At 67.3% G+C, this 20,769-nt stretch carries 20 protein-coding genes; 11 read left to right on the plus strand and 9 right to left on the minus strand.

Annotated elements, in window-relative coordinates:
• Window positions 1-20: 20 nt before the first annotated feature.
• A complete protein-coding gene (locus EC839_RS19320) occupies window positions 21-548 on the plus strand; it encodes a sterol desaturase family protein (RefSeq protein ID WP_007162871.1) in 528 nt (175 codons plus the stop codon).
• 40 nt (window positions 549-588) lie between these two features.
• Here the strand turns inward: EC839_RS19320 and EC839_RS19325 are convergent, their stop codons facing one another.
• The 6 genes from EC839_RS19325 to fni form a co-directional block, all read right to left on the minus strand.
• Window positions 589-1,122: a gluconate 2-dehydrogenase subunit 3 family protein gene (locus EC839_RS19325; protein WP_007162872.1), complete on the minus strand. Its 534-nt coding sequence runs from the start codon at window positions 1,120-1,122 to the stop codon at window positions 589-591.
• Between the two features lie 172 nt (window positions 1,123-1,294).
• The gene (locus tag EC839_RS19330) at window positions 1,295-2,230 is read right to left on the minus strand and encodes a phytoene/squalene synthase family protein (protein WP_132833025.1); all 936 of its coding nucleotides are present in this window, start codon (window positions 2,228-2,230) and stop codon (window positions 1,295-1,297) included.
• 2 nt (window positions 2,231-2,232) lie between these two features.
• Window positions 2,233-3,729: a phytoene desaturase gene (locus EC839_RS19335; RefSeq protein WP_007162874.1), complete on the minus strand. Its 1,497-nt coding sequence runs from the start codon at window positions 3,727-3,729 to the stop codon at window positions 2,233-2,235.
• Window positions 3,726-4,919 (minus strand): lycopene beta-cyclase CrtY, encoded by a 1,194-nt coding sequence (crtY, locus tag EC839_RS19340; RefSeq protein ID WP_085982658.1) that lies wholly within the window; start codon window positions 4,917-4,919, stop codon window positions 3,726-3,728. The genes EC839_RS19335 and crtY overlap by 4 nt, the downstream gene beginning before the upstream one ends.
• Window positions 4,882-6,177, minus strand: a complete 1,296-nt coding sequence (locus EC839_RS19345; RefSeq protein ID WP_007162876.1) for a glycosyltransferase — start codon at window positions 6,175-6,177, stop codon at window positions 4,882-4,884. Before EC839_RS19345 ends, crtY begins: the two co-directional genes overlap by 38 nt.
• On the minus strand, window positions 6,177-7,226 hold the full coding sequence (gene fni / locus EC839_RS19350; RefSeq protein WP_007162877.1) for a type 2 isopentenyl-diphosphate Delta-isomerase: 1,050 nt from the start codon (window positions 7,224-7,226) through the stop codon (window positions 6,177-6,179). The genes EC839_RS19345 and fni overlap by 1 nt, the downstream gene beginning before the upstream one ends.
• Before the next feature lie 135 nt (window positions 7,227-7,361).
• Between fni and EC839_RS19355 the strand changes: the two genes are divergently transcribed.
• Complete coding sequence (locus EC839_RS19355) at window positions 7,362-8,243, plus strand: polyprenyl synthetase family protein (protein ID WP_007162878.1); 882 nt, start codon at window positions 7,362-7,364, stop codon at window positions 8,241-8,243.
• 67 nt (window positions 8,244-8,310) lie between these two features.
• A complete protein-coding gene (locus tag EC839_RS19360) occupies window positions 8,311-8,535 on the plus strand; it encodes a hypothetical protein (protein ID WP_027602825.1) in 225 nt (74 codons plus the stop codon).
• A gap of 18 nt (window positions 8,536-8,553) precedes the next feature.
• Here EC839_RS19360 and pdeM read toward each other — a convergent pair whose 3' ends face one another.
• Window positions 8,554-9,213 (minus strand): ligase-associated DNA damage response endonuclease PdeM, encoded by a 660-nt coding sequence (pdeM, locus tag EC839_RS19365; RefSeq protein ID WP_007162880.1) that lies wholly within the window; start codon window positions 9,211-9,213, stop codon window positions 8,554-8,556.
• A gap of 391 nt (window positions 9,214-9,604) precedes the next feature.
• Here pdeM and EC839_RS19370 point away from each other — a divergent pair, with 391 nt between their 5' ends.
• From EC839_RS19370 to EC839_RS19395, 6 genes are all read left to right on the plus strand, one after another.
• Entirely contained in the window at window positions 9,605-9,868 is a 264-nt protein-coding gene (locus tag EC839_RS19370) for a YeaC family protein (RefSeq protein ID WP_007162881.1), read from the plus strand.
• Window positions 9,869-9,953: 85 nt separating this feature from the next.
• Entirely contained in the window at window positions 9,954-10,796 is an 843-nt protein-coding gene (locus tag EC839_RS19375) for a DUF2797 domain-containing protein (RefSeq protein WP_007162882.1), read from the plus strand.
• An 11-nt stretch (window positions 10,797-10,807) separates the two neighbouring features.
• Window positions 10,808-13,447 carry an aminopeptidase N gene (gene pepN / locus EC839_RS19380; protein ID WP_007162883.1) on the plus strand — a complete coding sequence of 880 codons (2,640 nt, stop codon included), beginning with the start codon at window positions 10,808-10,810 and terminating at the stop codon, window positions 13,445-13,447.
• Window positions 13,448-13,830: 383 nt separating this feature from the next.
• Complete coding sequence (locus EC839_RS19385) at window positions 13,831-14,439, plus strand: hypothetical protein (protein WP_007162884.1); 609 nt, start codon at window positions 13,831-13,833, stop codon at window positions 14,437-14,439.
• Window positions 14,440-14,562: 123 nt separating this feature from the next.
• On the plus strand, window positions 14,563-15,150 hold the full coding sequence (locus tag EC839_RS19390; protein ID WP_007162885.1) for a LemA family protein: 588 nt from the start codon (window positions 14,563-14,565) through the stop codon (window positions 15,148-15,150).
• Between the two features lie 4 nt (window positions 15,151-15,154).
• Window positions 15,155-16,981 (plus strand): M48 family metallopeptidase, encoded by a 1,827-nt coding sequence (locus tag EC839_RS19395; RefSeq protein ID WP_132833026.1) that lies wholly within the window; start codon window positions 15,155-15,157, stop codon window positions 16,979-16,981.
• 106 nt (window positions 16,982-17,087) lie between these two features.
• Here EC839_RS19395 and EC839_RS19400 read toward each other — a convergent pair whose 3' ends face one another.
• Window positions 17,088-18,278 (minus strand): serine hydrolase, encoded by a 1,191-nt coding sequence (locus tag EC839_RS19400; protein ID WP_007162887.1) that lies wholly within the window; start codon window positions 18,276-18,278, stop codon window positions 17,088-17,090.
• Between the two features lie 59 nt (window positions 18,279-18,337).
• Between EC839_RS19400 and def the strand changes: the two genes are divergently transcribed.
• On the plus strand, window positions 18,338-18,877 hold the full coding sequence (gene def, locus EC839_RS19405; RefSeq protein ID WP_007162888.1) for a peptide deformylase: 540 nt from the start codon (window positions 18,338-18,340) through the stop codon (window positions 18,875-18,877).
• Here the strand turns inward: def and EC839_RS19410 are convergent.
• Entirely contained in the window at window positions 18,874-19,512 is a 639-nt protein-coding gene (locus EC839_RS19410) for a DsbA family protein (RefSeq protein ID WP_007162889.1), read from the minus strand. The two genes, def and EC839_RS19410, sit on opposite strands and share 4 nt — an antisense overlap.
• A gap of 283 nt (window positions 19,513-19,795) precedes the next feature.
• Here EC839_RS19410 and EC839_RS19415 point away from each other — a divergent pair, with 283 nt between their 5' ends.
• Window positions 19,796-20,734 carry a bestrophin family protein gene (locus EC839_RS19415; protein ID WP_007162890.1) on the plus strand — a complete coding sequence of 313 codons (939 nt, stop codon included), beginning with the start codon at window positions 19,796-19,798 and terminating at the stop codon, window positions 20,732-20,734.
• The last annotated feature ends 35 nt before the right edge of the window (window positions 20,735-20,769 follow it).

Raw genomic sequence — 20,769 nt, forward strand, 5'->3', positions numbered from 1 at the left:
AGGCGCCTGCGGAGGTAACGTTGGAGCTACTGATCAATGCGGGAATCGTGCTGGCTACCGTGGCCGGCATGGAAGCCTTCGCCTGGTGGTCGCACAAGTACATCATGCATGGCTGGGGGTGGGGCTGGCATGAATCCCACCACCGCCCGCGTACCGGCTGGTTCGAGAAGAACGATCTCTATGCGGTGGTCTTCGCTGGCCTCGCGATCCTCCTGATCGCCCTGGGTAACGCCGGCTACTGGCACCTGCAGTGGATCGGCGCCGGCATGACCCTCTATGGCCTGCTGTACTTCATCGCCCACGACGGCCTGGTGCATCAGCGCTGGCCGTTTCGCTACATCCCGCGCAGCGGCTATCTGAAGCGGCTCTATCAGGCGCATCGCATGCATCATGCGGTGGACGGCAAGGACGGCTGCGTGTCCTTCGGTTTCCTGCTGGCGCCCACCACCCAGCAACTCAAGCAGCAGCTGCGCGAGATACACGGCGGCGCCCTGGATTCTTCGCGCGAGCGCAAGGCGCGGGATCAGGTGCAGGAAGGTGCGGACTAGGCAGGAGAGGGGAGCGCCTCCAGGGAGGCGCTAAGCAGGGTCAGGCGACGGCGGGAGTGTCGTCGTAGGCGGCGAACAGGGAGTGGGCGTACTGACTGCGTTCGCTTTCGTTGCGCAGCAGATCGATGAATTCCTTGGCCGGCGGATTCAGGGTACCCGCTTCGGCGGCGGTGACCACCTGGGCCTGTTCTCCGGCCGCCAATTCGGCGAAACCGGCACCTAGACGCTCGGTGCAATAGCTGTCCACCACGGCCAGACCGTCACGCAGCAGATCACGCAGGTTGGCACCCTGCTGGACCTGGGCCTGCTCGTCGAAGGGATCGACGATATTGGAGCGATCGCCGTGGGCGTAGGGGGTCAGCATGTGGCGATCGATGAACTCGGGCAGCCGTGCATCGGCCTGCTCGCTGTCGGCCTGCAGGTGAGCGCAGAGGGCGACCAGGGTGCGCCACTGGGTGGCGTTGAAGAATTCGGGCTTGTAGCCGGACTGCGCGTTAGCGGAAAGGCCAAGGGCAAGTAGTGACGAGGAGGCAGCGAAGCGATCGTGTGAAACAGCCGTTTCCGTCTTGTGCATGTGCAAATCCCATACTCGTAGGCTGACTACCGGATGCAGCGCTCTGGCTCAGGCATCCATCCATCCGCGGCCCACCAGGGGTCGCTTTAATCCGACCCGTTTATCGCATAAAAGTTTGCGGGTGGGCAGCCCCAAGATGCGCACAAATGTGACCGAAGCGCGATCGCGGGCGTCAGCGTCGCGGCCGGGTCCAGAGCTCGGTCGAGCGTGGCTCGTCGCGCTGGTGGCGGGAGAGCATGGCGCGGGCGGCGCCGCGGCAGACCAGGCGCAGCTTGTCGGCGGTGCTGGTGCTGACGCGTTGATCCCAGGCCTGGGCGCCCAGGTGCAGCACCTGCACGCCGATCTCGCGATAGACGCCGCGGGCGGTGGCGATGGCCCAGGCCGAACGCAGGGGCAGGGCGGCCAGGCCCTGGCGTGCCGAGTCGTAGTAGGGCTCGGCCAGGCGCACCAGACGCTCGGCCAGCTGGGCGACGGCTTCGCGATGGCGCGGCGCGGCCAGTTCGTCCGCCGGCACCCCGAGTTCGTCGAGCCATAGCCGCGGCAGATAGACGCGGCCGATACGGGCGTCCTCGACGATGTCGCGGGCGATGTTGGTGAGCTGGAAGGCCATGCCCAGGTCGCAGGCACGATCCAGGGTTTCCTCGTCTTCGGCGCCCATGATGCGCGCCATCATCACCCCGACCACCCCGGCGACGTGGTAGCAGTACTCCAGGGTGTCTTCCAGTTCCACATAGACGCGCTCCTCGACGTCCATGCGAAAGCCGGCCAGGTGATCCAGCGGCAGGGCCAGGGGAATGCCGTGGCGCCTGACCACCCGCTGGAAGGCGGCGAAGGCCGGATCCTGCAGCGGCTCGTCGCCGTAGGCGGCGCGGGTCAGGCGTTCCAGCTCGGCCAGGCGTTCCTGTCCGGCGCGACGATCGCCCTCGACCTGACCATGGCCCAGTTCCTGGCCATCGATGACGTCGTCGCAGTGGCGACACCAGGCATAGAGCAGCACCGCGCTCTCGCGGGTTTCGGGGGCGAACAGCTTGGCGGCCGCGGCAAAGCTCTTGGAACCGACGGCGATGCTCTGCTCGGCGTGGTCGACGACGTCAGGGGTGGCTGGCATGGCTAACCGTGCTCCTCGAGGATGACGCTGGCGGTGGCCTTGGCCGAGCCGACCACGCCCGGAACGCCGGCCCCGGGATGGGTGCCCGCGCCGACCAGGTAGAGGTTGGGAATGACACTATCGCGATTGTGCGGCCGGAACCAGGCGCTCTGGGTGAGGATGGGCTCCAGGGAGAAGGCCGAGCCGACATGGGCATTGAGCTCCTGGCGGAAATCGGCCGGGGTGAAGATGCGCGAGGTGACCAGGTTGGCCCTCAGGCCGGGCATGTAGCGCTCTTCCAGGTAGGCGAAGATCTTGTCTCTCAGGAGCGGGCCCTCCACGCTCCAGTCGACGTCGGCATTGCCCAGGTGCGGGACCGGCGCCAGCACGTAGTGGGAGCTGTGCCCGGGCGGTGCCAGCGACGGATCGGTGACGCAGGGCGAATGCAGGTAGAGCGAGAAGTCGTCCGGTACGCCCGGGCCCTTGAACAGTTCGTCGATCAGGCCGCGATAGCGCTGGCCGAAGCAGACCATGTGGTGTTCGAGACCCACCGGCGGCTGGCTCAGGCCGAAATGGATGACGAACAGCGACATGCTGTGTCTCTTGCGCTTGAGGCGATTGCCCTCGACCACGCCATGGGTGTGGTGGCCAAGCAGCTTGCGATAGGTGTGCACCACGTCGGCGTTGGAAGCCACCAGATCGGCCGCGAGCTGGCTGCCATCGGCCAGGCAGACACCGGTGGCGCGATTGCCTTCGGTGAGGATGCGTTCCACCGGCGCGTTAAGCCGCACTTCGCCGCCGAGGTCGGTAAAGAGCTTCAGCAGGCCGAGCACCAGCTGGTGGGTACCGCCCTTGGCGAACCAGACGCCCCACTTGCGTTCCAGCGCATGGATCAGCGCATAGATCGAGGAGGTGGCGAAGGGGTTGCCGCCCACCAGCAGGGTATGGAAGGACAGCGTCTGGCGCAGCTTCTCGCTCTTCACGAAGCGCGACACCTGGGTGTAGACGCTGCGCCAGGCGCTGAGCTGGGCCAGCTTGGGACCGGCGGCGAGCATGTCGCCGACCTTGAGGAAGGGTTTGGCGCCGAGGCGGATGTAGCCTTCTTCGAACACCGCCTGGGAATAGGCCAGGAAGCGCTGGTAGCCGGCCACGTCGTCCGGTTCCAGTGCGCGGATCTGCTCGTCCAGCCGGGCCTGGTCGTTGACGTAGTCGAAGCGGGTGCCGTCTTCCCAGCACAGCTGGTAGAAGGGGCTGACCGGCAGCAGCTCCACATAGTCGCGCATCTGTCGACCGCTGAGGGTGAACAGCTCCTCCAGGGCCGAGGGATCGGTGATGACGGTCGGACCGGCGTCGAAGGTGAAGCCCGCGTCCTCGTAGACGTAGGCACGACCGCCGGGCTTGTCGCGGCCCTCGATGAGGGTGGTGGCGATGCCGGCCGACTGCAGACGGATCGCCAGGGCGATACCGCCAAAGCCGGCGCCGATGACGATGGCCCGCTTGGGCGCGTTACCTTGGGTCATGGTGCTTCCTTGAACTGAGGAGGACGAGCCAGCGCGGCATCCAGGGCCGGTTTCAGCGGCACCGGCGGTTTGCCGGAAAGGATGCGCAGCCGATCGAAGGCGGTGAGGCGGCCGGCGTAGAAGCGCTGGATCAGCGGTTCTCCGAGGCCGTAGAACCTTTGCATGACGCGCACCCGGTGCTCGGGGCGGCCGGCGAGAAAGAGCATGCGATTGAGCAGGCGGAAGAAGCCCTGGCCCTGCCAGCGGCCCTGGGCGTACTGGCGCAGGCCGTCGCGCAGCACGGCGCTGGAGGTGAAGGGCTGGGCGGCCAGGTGCTCCGCCAGGCGTACCGCTTCGGGCAGCGAATAGCCGGTGGTGGGATGGAACAGCCCGGCGGCCAGGCCGATGGGGGCGCCGGCGGTGACGTTGTCCCAGTAGCGGTCCAGATCGCCGCCCAGGGTGATGGGCAGCACGCCCTGTTCCTCGCGCAGCACCTCGGCGATCTCCCAGCCCTGCTGCCCGGCATAGTCGGCCAGGTGCTGGCGCAGGCGCTCGACCGGCAGGCTCTCGCCATCGGCATAGTAGGTGTCTTCGATCAGCAGCCGGTCGGGGGCCAGTGGCAGGCTGTAGACGAAGCGATAGCCGTCCAGCTGATCGACGGTGGCATCCATCACGATGGGTTCGGCCAGGCCATGGGGCCGCGTGAGGCGTACCTCCTGGCCGAGAAATTTCTGATAGCCGAGCCAGAGCGCCGGATCGGGTCGCGGTCCGCGGGCGTCGATCACCGCGCCGGCGGCCAGGGTGTAGCCATCGGCGAAGACCACGCCATCGTCTTGCAGGCGCAGCACCTCGCGTCCCAGCAGCAGGCGCTCGGCGGGCAGGCGCGCGCTCAATACCTCATGGAAGCGTTCGGCGCTGATGCTGGCGTAGCCGCTACCGAGTTGCCGCTGGCGCTGGGGGAAGCGCACCTCGTAGCCCGGCCAGCGATGGGCGACCAGCGGATCGATCCAGGCATGCTGCGGCGCGGTGAGGTCCGGCTCGTGGAAGGACCAGGTGTGGTTGCCGCCCAGGCGCGGACCGGCTTCCACCAGGCGCCAGTCCAGCTCCGGGCGCGTTTCGGCCAGGCGCAGGGCGAGCAGGCCGCCGGCCAGGCCGCCGCCGACGATCAGCAGGTCAGGACGCACGTTCGAGTCCTCGCCGGGCCAGGCCATCCACCAGGCGAGCGGCCGTGGCGACGCCGCCTGCCGCTCTGGCGATGGGCACGAAGCGTTCAGCCGCCTGGCGATAGCTGGGGTCGGCCAGCACGGCGCCCAGGGCCTGGGTCAGGCGGGCCTTGCTGGCCAGCCGCGGTGCCAGGCAGATGCCGGCACCGACCCGCTCCAGGCGCCGGGCGATGCCCGGCTGGTCGAACACCATGGGCAGGGCGAGCATGGGCTTGCCGGCCGCCAGGGCGTCCAGCACGGTATTGAAGCCGCCGTGGGTGATGACCGCATCGGCGCGGGCAATGGCCGCTTCCTGGGGCGCGAAGTCGGTGACCCAGGTGGCGCCGTCGTCGAGCAGACGGCGTTCGCCGCTGGCATCCAGACGCCCGCAGTGGGCGATCAGCACCTGGATGCCCAGCTGGCGACAGGCCTGGGCGATACGACGAAACAGCGGCAGCCGGCCACCCTGCAGGGTGCCGAAGGAGGCGAAGACGAAGGGCCGGCGCGGATCGATCTCCAGCTCCAGCCGTTGCTCGCGCACCGCCGGCGAACGCAGCGGCCCGACTTCGTGGAAATGGGGCGGCGGGGCACGACGCGGAAAGTCGAAGCCCGGCAGGCACTGGCTCAGCTGCAGATAGGGCGAGAAGCAGTCGTCGAGGGTCCGGCGGTCGCCAAGGCCGAAGGCCTGGGCCTGGCGTTGGATGACCTTGCCCTGGCCGCGCATCATCAGGTCGAACACCTGGGTGGCGCCCTGGACGATCTGCCGCTCCCGCTCGCTGGCGGGGTAGGCGAAGGGCAGGGTGGGCAGGGGCAGATGGGGCTCGCGATTCATCGGCACGGCGCAGGCCAGGGACGCATAGGGCAGGCCCAGGTGGTCGCCGAGCAGGCCCCCGGCCGGCTCCATCTGGTCGGCGATCAGGCAGTCGACCTCAAGGTCACGCAGGGCGGCCGGGCCTTCGCGGCAGAACAGTTCGGTATTGCGCGCCATGTCGGCGATCACCCCGAACACCGACCAGGGCTTGCTGCTGGCGGTACGGGCCAGCAGCGGCGCCAGGCTGCCGAGCGGATGACTGGTCGCGCCTATCGCCTGGAAGCCGATACCCGCCGGCAGCGCCCGATCACCCACCTCCACCTGGTGCAGCAGGGTGACCCGGTGGCCGAGCGCGACCAGCGCCTCACCTAGCACCAGATGGGTGGACAGGTGGCTCGGCAGCGGCGGCGAGATCAGGGCGACATGCATGGCGGCGTCCGGTCGGGTGTCGGCCACTATGGGCACCGCAGCGATGCGGCGTCCAGCAGCTCGGCCTGGCGCAAGCCGGCCAGATCGGCCGAGCCAGTGCAGAAGCAGGCGATGCGCAACTGTTCGATCACCACCTGGAAATGCGCGATCACCGCCTCGGTGGATTCGGTGGCGCCGGGCAGGGCGGCGGCGGCCTGGCCGGCCAGGTCCGCGCCGAGGCGAATGGCCTTAGCCACGTCGATGCCATCGCGGATGCCACCCGAGGCGATCACCGTCGCCCGGGGGCAGGCGGTGCGCACCTGGCGCAAACTCTCTGCGGTGGGGATACCCCAGTCGGCAAAGGCGCGGGCAACGGCGCGCTGCTGGTCGTCACGGGCCCGTTCGGCTTCCACTGCCGCCCAGCTGGTGCCTCCGGCACCGGCGACGTCCAGCACCGCCACACCTGCCTCCAGCAGTTGGCTGGCCACCCGGCCCGACAGGCCGGCACCGACCTCCTTGACGACGACCGGCACGTCCAGTTGTGTAACCAGATTTTCCAGAGCGAGAAGAATGCCGTGCCAGCGGCGATCGCCACCGGCCTGCACGGCTTCCTGCAGGGGATTGAGATGCACGATCAGGGCGTCCGCCTCGATCATCTCCACCGCGCGGCGAGCTTCGTCTAGGCCGTAGCCGGCCACCAGCTGCGCGGCGCCGAAGTTGGCCAGCAGTGGCACGTCCGGCGCCAGACGGCGCAATTCACCGGTGAGGCCCTGGTCGCCACCCTGCTGCAGGGCGATGCGTTGGGACCCGACCGCCAGGGCGATGCCCAGGGTCTGGGCCGCTTCGGCGAGATGGCGATTGATCAGCGCGGCTCGCTCTGGGCCGCCAGTCATGGAGCTGATCAGCAGCGGCGCGGCCAGGGGACGCCCGAACAGGCGGGTGCCGAGGTCGATCTCGTCGAGGTTCAGTTCGGGCAGGGCGCAGTGCGTGAAGCGGTAGGCGTCGAAGCCCGTGGTGACGGCGCTGCGGGCCTTGTGGGGATCCAGCACGATGTCCAGATGATCGTTCTTGCGGCTTGCCAGTTCCCAATCCACCATGTCTTCTAGAGTCCGCCCTGAATGACCTTTCGTCGGTCGTTGTGGTCTGGTAGGGGACGACGGGTTCGCTTTGCGAAGACCTAATCCACCGAGGTGCGACCGTTCGTCGGTTCCACATATGGAGTATCTCGACTCATGGCGACCGTATTAGTGCCGAACGCGACAGACAATTTTGCCGCTGCGCTGCAATGGCAGCGTACCCGTATCGATGAGCGTCTGGCAGAGCTGTTACCGGCCGGCAGCGATCCGGTCGCCGCAGCGATTCGCAGTGGTGTGCTGGCACCCGGCAAGCGGCTGCGTCCGCTGCTGATGGTGCTGGCCGCCGAGGACCTGGGTCAGGGAGACGAGGCCGTCCTCGATCTGGGCTGCGCCGTGGAAATGGTGCACGCCGCCTCGCTGTTCCTCGACGACATGCCCTGCATGGACGACGCCCGCCTGCGCCGCGGGCGGCCGACCCTGCACGTCGAGTTCGGTGAAGACGTCGCCATGCTGGCTGCGGTGGCCCTGCTCAGCCACGCCCTGCGCCTGGTCGCGGGCCTCGCCGGGGTACCAGCGGAAACCCGCACCCAGATGGTCTGCCAACTGGCCGATGCGGTCGGCACCGCTGGGCTGGTCTGCGGCCAGTACCATGACCTGCACGGCGGCCGCCAGGCACGCCCGGCCGATGCCATCGCCCTGACCAACCAGCTCAAGACCGGCGCGCTGTTCTCCGCGGCCATGGCCATGGCCGGTGCCACCCTGGTCACCACCGCCGTGCAGCGCGAGGCCTTCCACGTCTTCGCCTGCCAGCTTGGCCTGGCCTTCCAGTTGCTCGATGATCTGGACGACGGCAAGGGCCTGGGCAAGGACGCCGGCAAGGATGGCGACAAGTCCACCCTGGTCACCCTGCTCGGTCGCGACCATGCGCAACGCCAGTTGCACGGTCACCTCAAGCAGGCCCGCGAGGCTCTGGCCCAGGCAGATTGCGCCGACGGCGCCCTGGCCGGCCTGCTGGATATCGTCTTTCGTCCGCGTTAGGGCGAATTACTGGGGATCCGGCCCTCTAATCTCTCGATAGCCTTGTTTCCCCCTGAGGAGTCCTGAGATGTCGAAGTGGAAAATTGCTTACAGCAACGTTGACGGCAACACCTCGGTGGTCACCACCGACGCTGACCAGAAACCGGACATGGAACGGGTCGCCCAGATCGTCCGTGACGACGCCCTGGAAGAATACGACGACAGCGAAGTCCCGCGGGATTACGACGAACCCACGGTGGCCCTGCTGGAACGCCACGGCATCACCATCACCGGGATCACCGAAGAAGGCTGATCGCCAGGGTATCTGGCTCTAGCGCAAGGGCCAGATACCGCCATCCCCCACCACGAAGATCCGCCGCGCCGGATCGGGTGCCAGTAGGTGCCCGCCGGTGAAGTCGCCAAAGGCCGGCAGGATCAGCACCTCGTCATTTTCCAGGCAGAAGCAGGGCAGGCGCAGCGCCTGGCGCCCACGACCCTGCAGGCGAAACGCCGGATGGATGTGGCCGGCCAGCACCGGCAGGCGCGGGTGTGGATCGGGTTCGTGCTGCAGCGACAGGCCGTCCAGCTCCAGCGGCTCGCCCACCACGTCGATGCCCAGGGCAGCGGGTGGATCCCCGGCGCGACGATCATGGTTGCCACGAATCAGCAGTAGCCGCAGATGGGCCTGGTGTTCCCGCCAGCGCTCGAGGGTGTCCAGGGTCAGGGGGGCGCGGGATTCCGGGGCGTGCAGGAAGTCGCCGAGAAAGATGATTTCGCGACAGTCGTAGCGTGCCAGTAGGCTATCGAGCCGGGCGATGTTGCCGGCCGTGGTGCCATGGGGCACCGGCTGGCCCAGCGCCCGGAAGGCGGCCGCCTTGCCGAAATGGATATCCGCCACCAGCAGCGCCTGGCGCGCCGGCCAATAGATGGCCTTTTCCGCGAGCAGCCAGAGCTCGACACCGGCGAGGATTAGAGGGTGATAGGCAGGCATGGGGTCTCCAGGAAGCGCTTCCTGCTCTGATGGCGGCCAGGTGCCAGGGTTCAGCCCTGTTGGAGGGGAGGGCCGCACTGCTAACGCCTGCTCCCTGCGGCAGGGTTGGGGTGAGGGCGACTCTGACCCGAATGCTCCAGTGGAAAAGGCCAGGCCGTTTTCCACGCTACGGGATTCGCTTCCGCGTAGGTCGGGTTGAGCGCAGCGAAGCCCAACAGCCCAATCCGGCATAGCCCCTGTCGGGCTTCGACCATGTAGCCGTCTCAACCCAGCCTATCGCGACGCCGGGCCGCGAGCCGAAATACAACCTATGACCACCATTGAACCAGGCCAGGTGCACCGTCGTCGGCAGCCCGGTAAACTGGCGGTTCACTAGAGTCCGGAGCGACCCATGTCGACATCCTTCGCCCAGATGCTGGAAAACATCACCCCCGATATCTACGAAGGCCTCAAGCTGGCCGTGGAGATCGGCAAGTGGCCGGACGGCCGCAAGCTCAGTCGCGACCAGGTCGAGCTCTGTCTGCAGGCGGTGATCGCCTACGAGGCCAAGCACCTGCCCGAAGACCAGCGGACCGGCTACATGGGTCCCCAGGAGTGCGCCTCCAAGTCGGTGCCCATCGAGAACATCCTGTTCAAGTCCGACGCCATCCACTGACTGCTCGCGCCTTACCCCGACGAGGTGCCCTTCGGCGACGAAGAGGCACCTCGCGTCTTTTAGAAATCGAGAAATTCCTACCGTGATGACTGAACTGGGCCGTGGCGCCCTGCGCAAGATGGCCGTGACCCTGGCCGACCCCGTCAACTACGCCTTTCGCCTCGACGAGCGCGAGGTACCGGTCAATCCGCTGATCGGCCGTCGCCTGCGCCTGGAATACCTGGGCACCATCCACTGCACCCACTGCGGCCGCAAGACCCGCAAGAGCTTCAGCCAGGGCTACTGCTATCCCTGCTTCACCGCCCTGGCCCAGTGCGACAGCTGCATCGTCAGCCCCGAAAAGTGCCACTACGAGCATGGCACCTGTCGCCAGCCGGAGTGGGGCGAAGCCCATTGCATGGTGCCCCACGTCGTCTACCTGGCCAACTCCTCGGGGCTCAAGGTGGGCATCACCCGCGCCACCCAGCTGCCCACCCGCTGGATCGACCAGGGCGCCTACCAGGCGCTGCCGATCCTGAGGGTCGCCACGCGCCAGCAGTCCGGCCTGGTGGAAGACCTGCTGCGCAGCCAGGTGGGCGATCGCACCAATTGGCGCGCCATGCTCAAGGGCGTGGCCGCACCGGAAGACCTGGTGGCGGTGCGCGAGCGGATCTTGGACGCCTGCGCCCAGGGTCTGGACGATCTCCAGGGCCGCTTCGGTCTGCAGGCGATCCAGCCGGTGGTCGACATGGCGCCCATCGAGATCCATTATCCGGTGACGGTCTATCCCACCAAGGTGGTCAGCCACGACCTGGAAAAGACCCCCGTGGTGGAAGGCACGCTGCTGGGCATCAAGGGTCAATACCTGATGTTCGATACCGGCGTGATCAACATTCGCAAGTACACGGCCTATCAGCTGGCCGTGTCCGCCTCCGCAGCAGAGATGTAAGGACGTAAGCCATGCGCACCGACCAGCCCCAGACCATCTATCTCAAGGACTACCAGGCGCCCGAGTACCTCATCGAGGAGACCCGCCTCAGATTCGAGCTGCACGACGACCAGACCCTGGTACACGCCGAATTGCGGCTGCAGCGCAATCCGGCCCGTGGCGCGGGCCTGCCGCCGCTGGTGCTGCATGGCGAGGAACTGGAGCTGCTGGCCGTGGCCCTGGACGACCAGGCCCTGGCCGCCGGCGACTATCAAGTCGAGGCGGGCAGCCTGACCCTGCAGCCCCAGGGCGAAGCCTTCGTGCTCAAGACCGCGGTGCGCATCCATCCGGAAAGCAACACCGCCCTGGAAGGCCTGTACGTCTCCGGCACCATGTTCTGCACCCAGTGCGAGGCCGAAGGCTTCCGCAAGATCACCTACTACCTGGATCGGCCGGACGTGATGAGCGTCTTCACCACCACGGTGGAAGCCGACAAGGCCAAGTACCCGATCCTGCTCTCCAACGGCAACCCGGTGGCCAGCGGCGAAGCCGAGGGCGGCCGTCACTGGGCCACCTGGGAAGATCCCTTCCCCAAGCCGGCCTACCTGTTCGCCCTGGTCGCCGGTGACCTCTGGTGCGTCGAAGACAGCTACCGCACCGGCAGCGGTCGCGACGTGGCCCTGCGCATCTATGTCGAGCCGGAAAACATCGGCAAGCTGCAGCACGCCATGGACAGTCTTAAGAAGTCCATGCGCTGGGACGAGGAGGTCTACGGCCGCGAATACGATCTGGACATCTTCATGATCGTTGCGGTGAACGACTTCAACATGGGGGCCATGGAAAACAAGGGCCTCAACATCTTCAACTCCAGCGCCGTGCTGGCCAGCCCGCGCACCGCCACCGACGCCGCCCACCAGCGCGTCGAGGCCATCGTCGCCCACGAATACTTCCACAACTGGTCGGGCAATCGCGTGACCTGCCGCGACTGGTTCCAGCTGTCGCTCAAGGAAGGCTTCACCGTGTTCCGCGATGCCGGCTTCAGCTCCGACATGAATTCGCCCACGGTCAAGCGCATCGAGGACGTGGCCTTCCTGCGCACCAACCAGTTCGCCGAGGATGCCGGTCCCATGGCCCACCCGGTGCGCCCGGATCACTTCATCGAGATTTCCAACTTCTACACCCTGACGGTGTACGAGAAGGGCGCCGAGGTGGTGCGGATGCTGCACACCCTGCTGGGCGCCGAGGGCTTCCGCAAGGGCACCGATCTCTACTTCGAGCGCCACGACGGTCAGGCGGTGACCTGCGACGACTTCATCAAGGCCCTGGAAGACGCCAATGGCGCCGACTTCAGCCAGTTCAAGCGCTGGTACAGCCAGTCCGGCACCCCGCGCCTGGCGGTCAGCGACAGCTATGACGCCGCGGCCCAGACCTATCGGCTGACCTTCAGCCAGAGCTGCCCGCCCACCCCGGGTCAGCCGACCAAGGAGCCCTTCGTGATCCCGGTCCAGCTCGGTCTGCTGGATGGCCAGGGGCGCGACCTGCCGCTGCGCCTGGAAGGCGAGGGCGCTGCCCAGGGCACCGACCGGGTGCTGTCGATCACCCAGGCCGAGCAGACCTTCACCTTCGTCGACATGCCCGAGCGCCCGCTGCCGTCGCTGCTGCGTGGCTTCTCCGCGCCGGTCAAGCTCAGCTTCCCCTACAGCCGTGAACAGCTGACCTTCCTCATGCAGCACGACAGCGACGGCTTCAATCGCTGGGACGCCGGCCAGCAGCTGGCCGTGCAGGTGCTGCAGGGCATGATCGCCGGTGAGCCGCTGGACACCCGGCTGGTGGAAGCCCTGCGCACCGTGGCGGCGGACGAGTCCCTCGACCCGGCCATGGTGGCCGAGATGCTTTCGCTGCCGTCCGAAGCCTATCTGGTGGAGTTGTCCGAGCAGGCCGATCCCGGGGCCATCCACGGCGCCCGTCGCCAGGCGCGTCGGGCCATCGCCGAAGCCCTGCGCGACGTACTCTGGCAGCGCTATCGCAGCGCCCGCGAGGCCTCGCGCGCCACGCCCTACCAGGCCAGCGCCGACCACATCGCCCGCCGCAGTCTGCAGAACGCCGCGCTCGGCTATCTGATGCTGCTGGAAGAGCCGGAGGCGCGCGACGCCGCCCTGGAGCAGTTCGACAACGCCGACAACATGACCGAGCGCCTGGCCGCGCTGAGTGCCCTGGTCAATTCCGGTTTCGAGCAGGAAAAGGCCGACGTCCTGGCGCGCTTCTTCGAGGAGTTCAAGAGCGATCCGCTGGTCATGGACACCTGGCTCAGCGTCCAGGCGTCCAGCCCCCTGCCGGGTGGTCTGGCGCGCGTCCAGGCGCTGATGGAAAATCCGGTCTTCACCCTGAAGAACCCCAACAAGGTGCGGGCGCTGATCGGGGCCTTCGCCAACAGCAACCTGGTCAATTTCCACGCCGAGGACGGCAGCGGCTATCGCTTCCTGGCCGACCAGATCATCACCCTCAATCGGCTCAATCCGCAGATCGCCTCGCGCCTGCTCACGCCCCTGACCCGCTGGAAGAAGTACGGCCCGGCGCGTCAGGCGCTGATGCGCGCCGAGCTGGAGCGCATCCTGGCCAGCGGCGAGTTGTCCAGCGACGTCTACGAGGTGGTGAGCAAGAGCCTGGCGTAGGAGATCCGACTGGGCTGCTTGTTGGGCTTCGACGACAGAGCCGTCTCAATCCAACCTATTTCGTCCCGTAGGTTGGGTTGAGCGCAGCGAAGCCCAACATCCGCCCACCGTTGCAAAGCCTGACGTCCAGCGTCGGGCTTTTTTTCGCCCGGATTTTCCCGCGCGGCCCTAGCCTATAGCGCCTCTGCTGCCTACGGAAAAAACCGCGCACATTCCCGTGCCTGACAATTCGTCTCCGCCCTGGCGCCGCTTGGCTGATAGAAATGCTTTAGGCTGCCAGCTGTATTCAAATCGGCTGCAGAACGAGGCGCCGCCGCCGACAGGGTAGGCGAGAGGTCTCGACAGGCCTTGGATCCAGTCACCGGAAAAGCACGGAGCGGCAGATGAGTCATGCACAGCTGATGGATTGGGGATTCGTCCTGATAACCCTGTGCAATATCCTGCTGATCGCCCTGGTGGTGTTTCTGCTGTGGCAGCGGTACGTCGCCAGCGACGCGGCTTCCAAGGCCGAGGGCGTTAACGAGGAGCAGGCGCCGGCCGCTCCCGAGGTGGTCGACAGCGCGCCTGCCGACGCTCCGCCGTCGCCACTTCCCGCCAGTCCCGCCCCGGCGGCGAACCGCAACGTCGACCTCTTCGACGAGGGTCCGGAAGAGGTGTACGACGCCAACTATCCCGAGTGGAAGAAAAGCGACGACCCCTATGTCGAGGAGTTGCTGTCGCACCGCGAAGCCCTGGAGCTCAAGGTCGACAACATGGTCATGCGGCTGACGCGGGCGCACAAGGTGGTGACCGGCCTGCGCGCGCAGAATCGCGAATTGCGCGCCTCCGAGGCCCAGGCCCAGCGACTGCAGGAGGAACTGACCCGGACCCAGACCAGCCTCGCCCAGATGCGTCAGGAGCGCGATGCCCTGCTGCTGCAGCTCCAGCCCGGCCGCAAGGCGGACGCAGCGCCACGCCAGCCCACCGACCCGGGCACGCCATCCCCGTCTTGAACCGCGGTATGCCCCCCGGATTCACCAGCCATCCCCTCAACCGCCGCATCCGTCGCGCTGTGCAGCGGGCGCAGCGGCGCGCGCCCTAGACTGGAAATTCTCAGCACCTTCAAGGACGATTCGATGAAACTGCTGCTCCTGCTGGCTGCCCTGGTCGCTCTCGGCCTGTTCGCGATCAGCCTCTACAACGCTCTGGTCACGGCGCGTAACGCCTACCGCAACGCCTTCGCCCAGATCGATGTCCAACTCACCCGCCGGCACGATCTCATCCCCAATCTGGTGGAAGCGGTGAAGGGCTATCTGCAACACGAGCGCGAAACGCTGCAGGCGGTGATGACGGCGCGCCAGCAGGCGCAGTCCGGCCTGCACCAGGCCAAGACCCGGCCGGAGGATCCCGTCGCCCTGCACGCCCTGGAGCAGGGCGAGCAGGGACTCGGCATCGCCCTCGGGCGGCTGTTCGCCGTGAGCGAGGCCTATCCGGAGCTCAAGGCCAACGACACGGTCCTGCAGCTGATGGAAGAGCTGAGCTCCACGGAAAATCGCCTGGCCTACGCCCGTCAGGCCCATAACGATGCGGTGATGGACTACAACAATCGCTGCGAGACCTTTCCCGGATCGCTGCTCGCCCGTCGCTTCGGCTTTCGCCTGGCGCAGCCGCTGACCTTGCCGGACGGGGCCGCCCGCCAGACCCCGCGCATCAGCCTGAGCTGAGCGCGTGCGCTTTCTCGACGACCAGGCCGCGGCGCGCCGGCGCACCCGGCTGTGTCTTGCCTTGCTGGCCCTGGTGGTGCTGCTCATGGCGCTGGCCAGCGCCGGCCTGGCCCTGGTGTTCCTGCCGCGGGATGTGATCGACTACCTCGGTGGGCGTGGGGCGACGCTGGTCAAGACCGGCCTGGCATTCACCGGCATCATCGCCGGCGCTTCCTTCTGGAAGGTGCGGCAACTGGCGCGCCAGGGTGGCGAGGCCGTGGTCAGGCGGCTGGGCGCCGTGCCACTGGATGATGAGGCAGACCCCCGCACCCGTCAGCTGCACAACGTGGTGGCAGAGATGGCCCTGGCCGCCGGCGTACCGGTGCCGCGGCTGTACCTGCTGCCGGACGAGCCGGCCATCAATGCCTTCATCAGCGGTTACGGACCGGCAGATGCCAGCCTGTGCCTGACCCGCGGCGCGCTCCAGCTCTTGAACAGGGACGAATTGCAGGGTGTCGTCGCCCATGAATTCAGTCATCTGCTCAACGGCGACATGCGCCTGAATCTGCGCCTGCTGGGCTGGCTGCATGGCATCAGCCTGATCGCCGACCTCGGACAGGAGCTCTTCTCGGATCGCACGTCGACCATCACCCGGGTCGATGGCAACCGCCTGCTGGGCTGGTTGCTGGGCACCGTGCTGCTGGCGGTCGGCGGCTGCGGACTGTTCTTCGCCAACCTGATCCAGGCTGCCGCGGCGCGCTCACGCGAGCGTCTGGCGGATGCCTCCGCCGTGCAGTTCACCCGCCAGCCCCAGGGTCTGGCCAATGCCCTGAAGAAGATCGCCGCCCATCCGCTGCAGGGGCGGCTCTATCACCGTCGGGCGCGCAGCGTCGCGCACATGGTGCTGGGCGACTCGGGCGCCTCCTGGTTCGCCACCCATCCCCCGGTGCTGGAGCGCATCCAGCATCTGGAACCGGACTTCGACGAATGGCAGCTGGAGCGCCTCCGGGCGGAAGCCTTGCTGCCCATGGGCGTCGCCTATGTGGCAGGCAGCCCTTCGTCCAGCGCGGTGGCCACGGCCGCCGCTGCGCTCCCGCCAGCTTCAGAGGCTGCGACTACGTCCTTGCGGGAACTGCCGCCGGCCCTGCAGGCCTTCCTGCGGCAGCCCGAACAGGCGGCGGAACTGTTGCTGGCGCTGGCCGGCAGTGCGTCAGCGGCGGGCAGCGGGGCAGGGCAGCGCTGGGTCGACCGCCTGCATCCGTCTCTGCGCCTGCCCCTGGCGCAACTGACCTTTCCGGCCATCCGCCAACTGCCGCGGCCGGCGCTGCGCCAAGTGCTCATCGACCTCAAGGCAGGCTTCGCCGCTGCGTCAGAACTGGATCTCTTCCGCTATTGCCTGGCGCACATCATCCAGCGGCAGTTGATCGGCAGTATGGCGCCCGGGCGTCAGCGGCCTCCGGGGCGGGGAAAGCTTGCCCAGGCCCAGGCCGCGGTACTCACCCTCTATGCAGTAACCGCCGAACACAGCCACGCGGACGGCCAGGCCGCTCGGCAAGCCTTTCTGCTGGCTGTCGCCAACACCTTTCCCGGCCAGCACTGCGCCTATCTGCCACCACGACCCTGGCGTCCGGCGCTGGAGGACGCTCTGGTGCAACTGAGGCAACTCCGCCTGGAGGCCCGATTGCAGGTTCTGGAGGGCTTGGTCTGCCTGATCGAAGCGGACCGCACCGTCCGAACGGCCGAGCTTGAACTGCTGCGCGTCTGTTGCACGGTACTGGAGCTGCCTCTACCCGCTATCGGGGAAGGCGTCTCGCTCTCCGAGGGCAAGCCGGTGCCAGGGCGCCAGGATTGATGCCAGGCAATGCCCTCCGGTACGGGATCTGCGTCGATGCTCGCTACCTGCCCGCTACGGAAAGACGCACCTGTCGCAGGGCGGTGGAAGAGGCGTTCATCGCCAGTCAGTCCCTGTAAAGGGCATCACGGATGGCGTCGGGGAAGGGGCCGCTCATGCCGGCGATCGCCGTGTTGGTGAGGATGACCACGCTCAGCTCGCGCGCCGGGTCGACGAACCAGGCATTGCCGTAGACGCCACCCCATTGCAGGGTGCCAGGCGTCTGCGGGGTCTTCGCCGCCCGGGCATCGCGCAGCACCGCCGCGCCCAGGCTAAAGCCCCAGCCCGGGGCGTCGTCGCGCTGCAGCTCAGGGATCTGGTCTTCCGTGAACAGGCGCTGGCTGGCCGGCTGGAGCAGCCGCCCCTGGCGGAGCGCCTCCAGAAAGGCGAGATAGTCGCCCGCGCTGCCCTGCATGCCACCGCCGCCCGAGGCGAAGGCCTGCGCGGAAAGGGCGCGCGCCGGTGAATAGAGAATGCCGCCCTTGGGCATGGGTAGCAGATAGGGCTCGCTCATGGGTTCGGGGCGCGGATAGCCGTCGCGATAGGCCGTGGCCAGGCGCCCGGCGTCGCTGACGTGGAAGCTCAGGTCGTGCAGACCCAGCGGTGCGGCCACCTCCCGCTGGACGACCTCGGGCAGGGGCTGCCCGGTGGCGGCCGCCAGCACGCCCCCCATCACGTCCAGCCCAAGGGAGTAGCGCCACTGGGTGCCCGGCTGGAAGTCCAGCGGCACCCCCGCCAGGCGTCGGAGGTTTTCTTCCAGGGTCAAGGAGGCATCATCCAGGCCGTCGGATACCCCGGCGCGGTGATAGGGACCGTCCTGGTCTTCGCCGAAGCCATAGTGCAGGCCGGCGGTGTGGCTGAGCATCTGCGCCAGGGTCGGCGTGGCCGGGGTGCCATCGGCTAGCCTCGGGGTGAAGTAGGGCAGGTAGCGACTAACCGGCGCCTGCAGATCCAGGCGACCCTGGTCCGCCAGCCGCAAGGCGGTCACGGCCACCAGCGGCTTGGTCAGGGAGGCGAAGCGAAACAGCTGGTCTTCCTGCATCGGCTGCCGGGCTTCGCGATCGGCGAAACCGGCGGCGCGCCGATACACCACGCGGCCCTGGTGGGCGACCATGACCACGGTGCCGACGATGCGCTGCTGGGCGATGGCCTGCTCCAGGATCGGATCGAGGCGGGCGGCGAGAGCCGCGTCCTCGGCCTGGGCAAGGGGGGTACTCAGGCCGAGGCCGAGTGCGCTGGCGAGCAGTAGGGAAGACATCTGGTTTAAGCTCCTGGCGAATCGCCGGCGGCTGGACCGGCCAAAGGAGGAATCCTCGCATGATTCGTGACATTTTGAAGATGGGCGATCCCCGCCTGCTGCGGGTGGCACCGGCGGTGGCGGCCGAGCGCTTCGGTTCGGCCGAGCTGCGAGGGCTGATCCAGGACATGTTCGACACCATGGCCGCCGCCGGTGGCGTGGGCCTCGCGGCGCCGCAGATCGGCGAAGACCTGCAACTGATGGTCTTCGGCTTCGAGCGCAATGTGCGCTATCCCGAGGCGGCGCCGGTGCCCCTGCAGGTGCTGATCAATCCGCGGATCGAGGTGCTGGACGCCAGCGAGGAGCTGGGCTGGGAAGGCTGCCTGTCGATTCCGGGGTTGCGCGGCGAGGTGCCACGGCCGCGGCGGATCCGCTATCAAGGGGTGGATGGCGACGGTCGTCCGGTGGACCAGGAGGCCGAAGGCTTCCATGCACGGGTGGTGCTGCACGAATACGATCACCTGATCGGGCGGCTCTATCCCTCGCGCATCCAGGATTTCGCCCGCTTCGGCTTCACCGAGGTACTGTTTCCCGAGTTGACCGCGGCCGCCCAGCGCTAGGCGCCGGTGGCCTCCAGCTGCGCCCTGACGGCCGCCGCCAACTGGGCGAAGGGCACCGCGCCATCCAGGGCCCGAGCCTCTTCGACAGGTGCCCCGGCGGAGCGCAGCAGCAGCGTCGGCACCGCGGTGATGCCCAGGGCTTCCGCGCGATCCTCGGCGTGCAGCACGACATCGGTATGGTCGCCCCGGGCCAGGCTGGCTCTCAACGCCTCGCTGTCCAGACCGCTGTGACGCGCCAGGTCGAGCAGCACGTCCAGCTCGCCGATATCCCGACCCTCTTCGAAAAAGGCCTGGAAGACCGCCAGGTGGAAGGCGTCGAAGCGATCCTGCTCGCGGGCGAATTCCGCCGCCTCCAGCGCCAGGCGACTGCGGGGTTGCACGGGCGGCAGCCGCAACACCATGCCGTATTCCGCCGCCATGGGATAGACGGCGCGATCCCAGGTCCGGCGCAGGTAGTCACCGGCAGGGTCGAGGGTGGGCGTGGGCTCGGGACGCAATTCGAAGGCATGCCACTCGATGGCCAGCTGGTCGCCGAATTCCTCCTGCAGACGCGCCAGCTGGGGCAGCTCCAGGTAGCAGAAGGGGCAGACGTAATCGCTCCAGACATCCAGACGAACGCGCGGGGTGGCGGTCATGGCAGTGCTCCGGAAGGGCATGGTGTCTGTCGGACCGCACCCGAGAGCGGATGTTCGGTGAACGTGCCGATATCCACGGCCGATAGGGCCTCCAAGTACGGGTTGCGAGCCGGAGGTTGGCAGCCAGCAGCCGACGTCCTCTTCATATCCGGAAACGGAATGGCCACCGGCCAATAGCGTGAAATGGGTGGCGATCCGCGCTCTAGACGCTTGCCTTGAACCTGTCCCCGACCCCAGGTTCCTATGGCTGCATCCTTTCTTTCACGCGCTAAGGACTATCACCTTGGGTTTTTTCGAACGCAAACTGACATTCCTTCGGCAAACCTTCAGCTACGTCGGCTGGTCGGTTTTCTGGCTGCTGCTGTGGGACATCGCCGTCACCGTCGACTACATGATCTTCGTCGACCAACGGGCGCAGCTGCCCAGCATCCCCCTGACCCTGATCGGCTCGGCACTGATCGTGCTGACCAGCTTTCGCAACACCAGTGCCTATCAGCGCTGGTGGGAGGCGCGCACCCTCTGGGGCGGCATGGTCAACAGCTCGCGCAGCTTCGCCCGTCAGGCGCTGACGCTCATCGACGATGGCGACGAGCATTTCAACGCCATCAAGACGGTACTCATCGAGCGCCATCTCGCCTACGTCCGCTGCCTGGCCTGCCAGCTCAGCGGCGACCCGCTGCCCAAGGAAGTCCGCACCTACCTGGGCAAAGAGGAGTGGGCGATGCGCAAGGAGACCAACAACTTCGCCAACGCCATCCTCAGCGGCTCTTCCAGTCTGATCGCCCTGGAGTACCGCGCCGGTCGCCTGGACAGCATCCGCCTGGAGCGCCTGGAAGCCACCTTCGTCGACATGTCCAACTGGCAGGGCGGCATGGAGCGCATCGCCAACACGCCTTTGCCCTATCCCTATGTCAACTTCCCGCGGCTTTTCGTCTTCCTGTTCTGCGTGCTGATGCCCATCGGCCTGGTGGAAAGCCTGGAGTGGTACACGCCCCTGGCCTCCACCGTGGTGGGCTTCATGTTCCTGGCGCTGGAAAAGGTCGGGACCGATCTGCAGAGTCCCTTCCAGCGCAGTCGGCACCAGATCACCATGGGCACCATCTGCAACACCATCGAGGGCAACCTGCGCACCATGCTGCGCGATGCCCGCGGGGGTTACGCCTCGGTCAGCGACATCGTGCGGGATTCGCGGTTGAGTTCGCCGGAGAAGGATTCCGTCTGAGCGGCGCCCGGTGGCTGGCCATCGCCAGCACCGGG

Source organism: Pseudomonas sp. JUb52 (genome assembly GCF_004341115.1).
GTDB lineage: Bacteria > Pseudomonadota > Gammaproteobacteria > Pseudomonadales > Pseudomonadaceae > Chryseomonas > Chryseomonas oryzihabitans.

Excerpts from the sequence above, each read along its gene's own strand:
- EC839_RS19325 (WP_007162872.1), bottom strand. The coding sequence starts at position 1,122 with ATGCACAAGACGGAAACGGCTGTTTCACACGATCGCTTCGCTGCCTCC.
- EC839_RS19330 (WP_132833025.1), bottom strand. The coding sequence starts at position 2,230 with ATGCCAGCCACCCCTGACGTCGTCGACCACGCCGAGCAGAGCATCGCC.
- EC839_RS19335 (WP_007162874.1), bottom strand. The coding sequence starts at position 3,729 with ATGACCCAAGGTAACGCGCCCAAGCGGGCCATCGTCATCGGCGCCGGC.
- crtY (WP_085982658.1), bottom strand. The coding sequence starts at position 4,919 with ATGGCCTGGCCCGGCGAGGACTCGAACGTGCGTCCTGACCTGCTGATC.
- fni (WP_007162877.1), bottom strand. The coding sequence starts at position 7,226 with ATGGTGGATTGGGAACTGGCAAGCCGCAAGAACGATCATCTGGACATC.
- EC839_RS19355 (WP_007162878.1), top strand. The coding sequence starts at position 7,362 with ATGGCGACCGTATTAGTGCCGAACGCGACAGACAATTTTGCCGCTGCG.
- EC839_RS19360 (WP_027602825.1), top strand. The coding sequence starts at position 8,311 with ATGTCGAAGTGGAAAATTGCTTACAGCAACGTTGACGGCAACACCTCG.
- pdeM (WP_007162880.1), bottom strand. The coding sequence starts at position 9,213 with ATGCCTGCCTATCACCCTCTAATCCTCGCCGGTGTCGAGCTCTGGCTG.
- EC839_RS19370 (WP_007162881.1), top strand. The coding sequence starts at position 9,605 with ATGTCGACATCCTTCGCCCAGATGCTGGAAAACATCACCCCCGATATC.
- EC839_RS19375 (WP_007162882.1), top strand. The coding sequence starts at position 9,954 with ATGACTGAACTGGGCCGTGGCGCCCTGCGCAAGATGGCCGTGACCCTG.
- pepN (WP_007162883.1), top strand. The coding sequence starts at position 10,808 with ATGCGCACCGACCAGCCCCAGACCATCTATCTCAAGGACTACCAGGCG.
- EC839_RS19385 (WP_007162884.1), top strand. The coding sequence starts at position 13,831 with ATGAGTCATGCACAGCTGATGGATTGGGGATTCGTCCTGATAACCCTG.
- EC839_RS19390 (WP_007162885.1), top strand. The coding sequence starts at position 14,563 with ATGAAACTGCTGCTCCTGCTGGCTGCCCTGGTCGCTCTCGGCCTGTTC.
- EC839_RS19400 (WP_007162887.1), bottom strand. The coding sequence starts at position 18,278 with ATGTCTTCCCTACTGCTCGCCAGCGCACTCGGCCTCGGCCTGAGTACC.
- def (WP_007162888.1), top strand. The coding sequence starts at position 18,338 with ATGATTCGTGACATTTTGAAGATGGGCGATCCCCGCCTGCTGCGGGTG.
- EC839_RS19410 (WP_007162889.1), bottom strand. The coding sequence starts at position 19,512 with ATGACCGCCACCCCGCGCGTTCGTCTGGATGTCTGGAGCGATTACGTC.